The organism is Rhodospirillaceae bacterium (genome assembly GCA_002728255.1).
Lineage (GTDB): Bacteria > Pseudomonadota > Alphaproteobacteria > UBA7887 > UBA7887.
In genome coordinates this window covers 1-5,419 of the sequence record PBWV01000030.1, presented here as the reverse complement: position 1 = coordinate 5,419, position 5,419 = coordinate 1, and the positions used below count along the sequence as shown (strand labels likewise).

The window sequence follows — 5,419 nt, the reverse complement described above, 5'->3', positions numbered from 1 at the left end:
GCCAAAGAATTTGGGCGCCAAAGAATGCGGGGAGGGCATCTCTTAAGTAAAATGCGTTTTGTGTCGGCGCAGCTGCTCGCCTATCTCGACGACGGGCTGTGGTTAGAGTTAGCGTCCCATGCCAACTTAGCTGCTAAGTGGCTAAGAGACGGTTTGATGGACCTGTGTGGTGTGGAAGTTATTTATAAGGTTGAGGGGAATGCGGTTTTTGCGCGCCTGCCGGAAAGGATGCTGAAGGGTCTATTGGCGGAAGGATATTTATTTCACCGTTGGCCAGGAGAAGCGGGTCTGGTGCGGCTCATGTGTTCGTATAGTGTGCAGAAAGAAGAGATTGATGATTTTGTTCGGGCAGCGCGTCTCCTAGCCTAGAAATTATTCCTATGATCGTTATGGCCTTGCCTGAATTGGGTCGGCGCATTAAAAGAAGGGATGCTGTGGTCCCCATCGTCTAGTGGCCTAGGACACCGGCCTCTCACGCCGGAAACGGGGGTTCGAGTCCCCCTGGGGACGCCATTCTTTGGNNAGAGTGGNNTGGNGGATATCGATATAGGGGCACCTGCGTAAAAATTTTGGTCGCTACCCTTTCCCACTTTTGGTTTTATAAAGGATCGCTGGTGCGCCGTTGCTTGGAAATTGGGTTGAGCTAGGAATTGCTCAAAGAACCCGATTTTCTGTCGTTGCATCGGGTTGTATTTTCTCAATAATCTGGTGACATATGTTAATTCTGAAGGTTTCCTGAGGTTGATCTTATGGGAAGGAAGCCGACATATATCTGCCACATTTCATCGTAATTATTGCATCAAGTTTTTTAGGGCTGCGGCTGAATAGGGCCAAAGAGAACCAAACAGGGCACTTTATGCGTATATGGAGTGCTGTGTGTCCGCATGTTACACTGGGAGTGGTGCGCTGGCTTGGATGGGACAAGACTAACGGAGATATAAATGCCATGAAAATCCTTGTAGCTGTACTTTTGGTGTTGGCGGCCAGCGGGCTCACGGATGTTAGCCATGCGGAGGTCAAACGTTTCCAGTATGTGGGGGAGGAAGATCGACTACAGATACGGGAAATAATAGGCGCCCAGTTGCAAGCATTTCATTCTAAGGATGCCGAAAAAGCTTTTTCCTACGCCTCTCCATACATACAGAATAAGTTTCGGACCCCAACCCGGTTTTTCTCGATGGTTCGGAAATTTTGGCCCGAGGTATACAATGCTCGGAGATCGGAGTTTCTCCAACTGGCTGAAGTAAAGGGAATTTTGATTCAAGGTGTTATCATCTCCGATGACTTGGGCGAAACTTGGCTCGCCCAGTATCCAATGGAGTTGCAGCCCGATGGTAATTGGTTGATTAATGGTTGCATTGTCAGGGCTTTGGAGGACAGAAGTTTATAAGTCCGCCTGTTCAGAGGGGCTGTTTCTAGCTAGTGCATAGTGTAGAAGATAGACAGCTCAATGAAGGTCAAATGTGGCTTCTTCGGTCGTCATGCACGAATAGAAGATTGGTGATCCAAGGTGAGAAAAGCATGTGGTAGATCTTCTTACGTTTGTTAATGAGCACCCGATTAATGAATCATCGATAAAGGCGGCATTGGTACGAGAGGGGAAACAAATTGAGGGTTTGGTGCCAAGCGATTTGTTTCCGTATGATCAGGATCATTATGGCGGCCTTAAGGCTGTTGAGGAATTAGCNNAGAAGGCCCAATTTTCGGCTAAATCGATGGTTCTAGATGTGTGCTCGGGCATGGGTGGNCCTGCTCGCTACATTTCTGAANGTTATGGCTGCTGTGTGCTCGGGTTGGATATAAATAAAACNCGGACCTTGTCCGCAGCGCGGTTAACTCGATGGGTTGGGCTNGAGAATACGGTTTCCTTTNTTTGTGGTGATGCCAGCCTCATNCCGCTCGCGGAGAATANCTTTACTCATGTAGTGAGNCAGGAAGGNTTTCTCCACATATTGGATAAGGAATCCCTGTTCAGAAACTGCCGAAAAGTACTCAGGCCGAAGGGCCGAATGGTTTTTACCGATTGGGTGGCAGCGTCGACTTTATCTAATCGTGATCAGGTTATTCTTCGCGATGGAATGGCTGCTCTGGGCNTTCATACAGAGGGCGAGTATAGAAACTATATTGTTGGGGCTGGTTTTAACTCTTTAGAGACAGAGGACCTATCCAGCTGGTGGGCGAAAATTTTGCCNGAGAGATATAAAATGTATCAATCAAAAAGTAAGGAAGCAGGGGAGGCCTTCGGGCTAAGTAGGTTTGAGGAATTCATAGAGGCTTATNGAATTTTCATTCAGCTTATAGAGGCCGGCAAGTTGGGNGGGATGCGATTTACGGCCTACTCCTCGTAGCATTGTACTNTTNTCTTATTCTGACATCCTTTTTGCCGNTTCCAGATAAAGGGTCAGATCTTTTNTTTGTTATGTATTCCTTGGTGCTAGGTTGATAGAAAAAAGTTCCTTAAANCGNNCATTGTANGCATCATCATCGAGCAAGCTAATTGCAATGTAGTCTTCATCAGAAANATTTGGTCGGCGTTTCACTAGGCTTTCGCCATGCCCGTGNAACCAACGTAACCGCGGCTTCTTAGTTGTCAAAGATGTCCAGATGGTTTCTGCGAGTTCATCGGCAGGGGTGGCTTGTGGAATAGATGATTTGTAAAATCTACCCCCTTGCCGCATAGCTTGGCGATATGGCGATCCCTTGTCATAGTGAATAGGAGTTTTCTCAAAAATTGGTGTTGCTATCACTCCTGGTTCAATGATTACTACGCGGATGCCCATGGGGGCAACTTCCAAGGCCAGTGACTCGCTGAACGCTTCCACTGCAAATTTGGAAGCGCAGTAGGCAGCTTGGTTTACTACTGCAACTTTCCCAAGTATGGAAGAAATATTAACGATGGCCCCATCTTGGCGATCACGCATGCCGGGGAGCACCGCCTGGATTAGTCGGACTGGTCCCCAGTAGTTGGTTTCAAAAAGGGCCCGGTGTTCGTCCTCGGGGTAAAGCTCCAAGGGGCAAGCGTTTGAGAGCCCGGCATTGTTAATCAGGCAGTCTATTTTGCCGTGGTCGGAATTTATGTCTGCAACTACTCTATTAATTGAATCCTGCTCGGTTACATCCAATGTATGGAAGGATATGGGCAGCCCCTCTGATTCTGCTACAGTTTTTAGTTGGCCGGCTTTTTCCAGGTTTCTCATCGCTGCATGGACGTGGAAACCTCCGCGCGCTAAGCGAAGGGAGGTTGCATAGCCTATCCCCGAGCTCGTTCCTGTTATAAGGCAATTACGCATTCTTCCAGCTCCTTCTGTCTATCCTATTTTCTGGATTTATTAAGAATTACCATTTCTCGATATCAGGCCTGAGTTCCACCAGAAAGGACCAAGCAGAGCGATCTTGATGGGCAACGTGATAAGCCTCATCAGCAATTGCTGAAGGCTTGCAAAAGTATTCATCTGGTTTTTCTGGGGCAAATATGGGTCGTGTTCGAGGGGTATCTATTGCCGCATCCACCAAAATATAGGCTACATGCACACCCTTTGGCCCCAAATCTCGAGCCATTGCTTCGGCGAGTATTCTTTGAGCGGCCTTGGTCGGTGCAAAGTAGGCGAAGTTGGCACTACCGCGTGTGGAAGATGTATTTCCTGTAACAACAATTGCGCCTTCGCCAGCTTCTACCATGGCAGGCGCCAATTCTCGAGCCATGTAAAGGAGAGATGTAGTGTTCACCCGAAAATTGCGCTCTAATCTTGCGGGATCACTTTCCATGAATCTGCTTGCGCCGCCTCCATCTATATTTCCTGCCACAGCGTTATGGATTAGGATGGTTGGATCTCCGAGATCCTTTGCTACTTGCTTAAGCGTTGCGACCAACTGCTCCAGATCTGAGACATCGCATTCATAACCATGAGAATCCTTAATCTCTTTTTCTAAAGAATTGAGCCGTTTTTTATCTCTGGCCAACATAGCCACTTGGTAACCACCTCTAGAAAAGCGGCTCGCGCATTCCATTCCAGTGCCCGGTCCTACGCCCGCAATAAGGCAAACTTTTTTGCTCATATCTGCACTACTCCTTTCAATCTGTTCGCTAGCTCGGTAGCAAATATTTCGATATTAAACAATAAAGCGCCTGTCCTGTTCTAATTAAGCCGGAACTTTTCCAACAATGACCAATTGAACTCCATCCCGTGGCCGGGGCGATCAGGGGCTGTCGCGATGCCATTTTTTACAACAAGAGGATGTTCAATATACGGATTCATGCCAAAGCCGTGAACTTCGAGGTAGGCATTGTTGGGTGATGCAGCTAATAAGTGAACATGGATGTCATGGACCCCGTGCGAAGTTACGGGCAGTCCATGTGCATCTGCCAAATGGCCGATCTTCATCCAAGGGGTGATGCCTCCGCATGTGGCCAGGTCAGGCTCGGGGAAATCGATCCCCCCAGCAGATATCAACGCTGCAAATTCGGCCAAGGTGTGAAGATTTTCTCCAGCTGATAAAGGAACCCCCCCATTATTTCGCAGATGGGCATAGGCTGCAAAATTATCTGGCTGTATCGGTTCTTCAACCCATACCAAATCAAATTCTCGTAGTGCTCTGAGAGCTCGCAATGCCTGATCAGGCCTCCAGGCTTCGTTGGCATCAGCCATTAATTCAATATCTGTTCCTATGTGGGCTCGCATAGCTTCAACACGAGACAAGTCTTCTTTCAAGCTAGGTTTGCCTAGCCTCATTTTAATGGATGTGTGGCCATCGCTGAGGCTTTTATCGGCTCCATCAAGAAGTTTATCAATGGGAAAGTTGAGGTCGATATTGCCTGCGTAGGCTTTAACTTCTGGATTAAAACCCCCGAGCAATCGCCAAAGCGGTAGGTTGAGAGAGTTGGCTTTAAGGTCCCACAAGGCAGTGTCGACCGCCGCTATCGCGAAGCTAACAGGTCCCCCGCGACCTGCATAGTGAAGCCGGCGCCACATCTTATGCCATATCCACTCGATCCGTGAGGGGTCCTCCTGTAAAACAATCTCTGTACAAACGTTATTGATGATTTCCACTAACGCGGAGCCCTGGCCGGAAAACAATGGATTATAGCCACATCCTTGGGCTCCATCGCTATCCCAGACTCGGACCATCACCATATCTATATCAGCCATGACACCTGAAGAAGCGGCCTCTACCGCTTCAGGCAAGGGAAGGCGGTATAGCGTAGTTTCTATTTTATCTATTTTTGTCATTCATTCTTTCTCCTGACCCGCCTATGAGCCATGATACAATTTTAAAAAACAAACGGGGACTCCCAAATGGCAGGTATACGCATTTTTTCCTATTTGCCCAATCCTAGAATTTTTAAATCAACTATTGCGGGTCGCCTATGTGATGTGAATGTAGAACTTGTTGGAGCAAAACCTCCTGAACTGCGCGAGTG

7 protein-coding genes and 1 tRNA gene are annotated in these 5,419 nt (G+C 47.9%); 5 read left to right on the top strand and 3 right to left on the bottom strand.

The features are described from left to right. The 4 genes from CMM32_08045 to CMM32_08030 all read left to right on the top strand — a co-directional run. Positions 1–369 (top strand): low specificity L-threonine aldolase (locus CMM32_08045; GenBank protein ID MBT06847.1); only part of this gene is annotated, 369 nt, incomplete at its 5' end. Positions 370–437: 68 nt separating this feature from the next. After that, a tRNA-Glu gene (locus CMM32_08040) sits at positions 438–513 on the top strand. A 343-nt stretch (positions 514–856) separates the two neighbouring features. Further along, positions 857–1,390 carry a DUF4864 domain-containing protein gene (locus tag CMM32_08035; GenBank protein MBT06846.1) on the top strand — a complete coding sequence of 178 codons (534 nt, stop codon included), beginning with the start codon at positions 857–859 and terminating at the stop codon, positions 1,388–1,390. A 133-nt stretch (positions 1,391–1,523) separates the two neighbouring features. Next, positions 1,524–2,348, top strand: a complete 825-nt coding sequence (locus tag CMM32_08030; GenBank protein MBT06845.1) for a hypothetical protein — start codon at positions 1,524–1,526, stop codon at positions 2,346–2,348. A 69-nt stretch (positions 2,349–2,417) separates the two neighbouring features. Here CMM32_08030 and CMM32_08025 read toward each other — a convergent pair whose 3' ends face one another. The 3 genes from CMM32_08025 to CMM32_08015 form a co-directional block, all read right to left on the bottom strand. Further along, entirely contained in the window at positions 2,418–3,290 is an 873-nt protein-coding gene (locus tag CMM32_08025; GenBank protein ID MBT06844.1) for a short-chain dehydrogenase/reductase, read from the bottom strand. A 46-nt stretch (positions 3,291–3,336) separates the two neighbouring features. Beyond that, a complete protein-coding gene (locus tag CMM32_08020) occupies positions 3,337–4,056 on the bottom strand; it encodes a short-chain dehydrogenase (protein ID MBT06843.1) in 720 nt (239 codons plus the stop codon). An 80-nt stretch (positions 4,057–4,136) separates the two neighbouring features. Continuing rightward, positions 4,137–5,228 carry a uroporphyrinogen decarboxylase gene (locus CMM32_08015; protein MBT06842.1) on the bottom strand — a complete coding sequence of 364 codons (1,092 nt, stop codon included), beginning with the start codon at positions 5,226–5,228 and terminating at the stop codon, positions 4,137–4,139. A 66-nt stretch (positions 5,229–5,294) separates the two neighbouring features. Between CMM32_08015 and CMM32_08010 the strand changes: the two genes are divergently transcribed. Continuing rightward, positions 5,295–5,419: glutathione S-transferase (locus CMM32_08010; protein ID MBT06841.1), on the top strand; the 125-nt coding region annotated here is incomplete at its 3' end.

Coding starts and splice junctions, on each gene's coding strand:
- CMM32_08020 (MBT06843.1), bottom strand. CDS start 4,056: ATGAGCAAAAAAGTTTGCCTTATTGCGGGCGTAGGACCGGGCACTGGA.
- CMM32_08035 (MBT06846.1), top strand. CDS start 857: ATGCGTATATGGAGTGCTGTGTGTCCGCATGTTACACTGGGAGTGGTG.
- CMM32_08015 (MBT06842.1), bottom strand. CDS start 5,228: ATGACAAAAATAGATAAAATAGAAACTACGCTATACCGCCTTCCCTTG.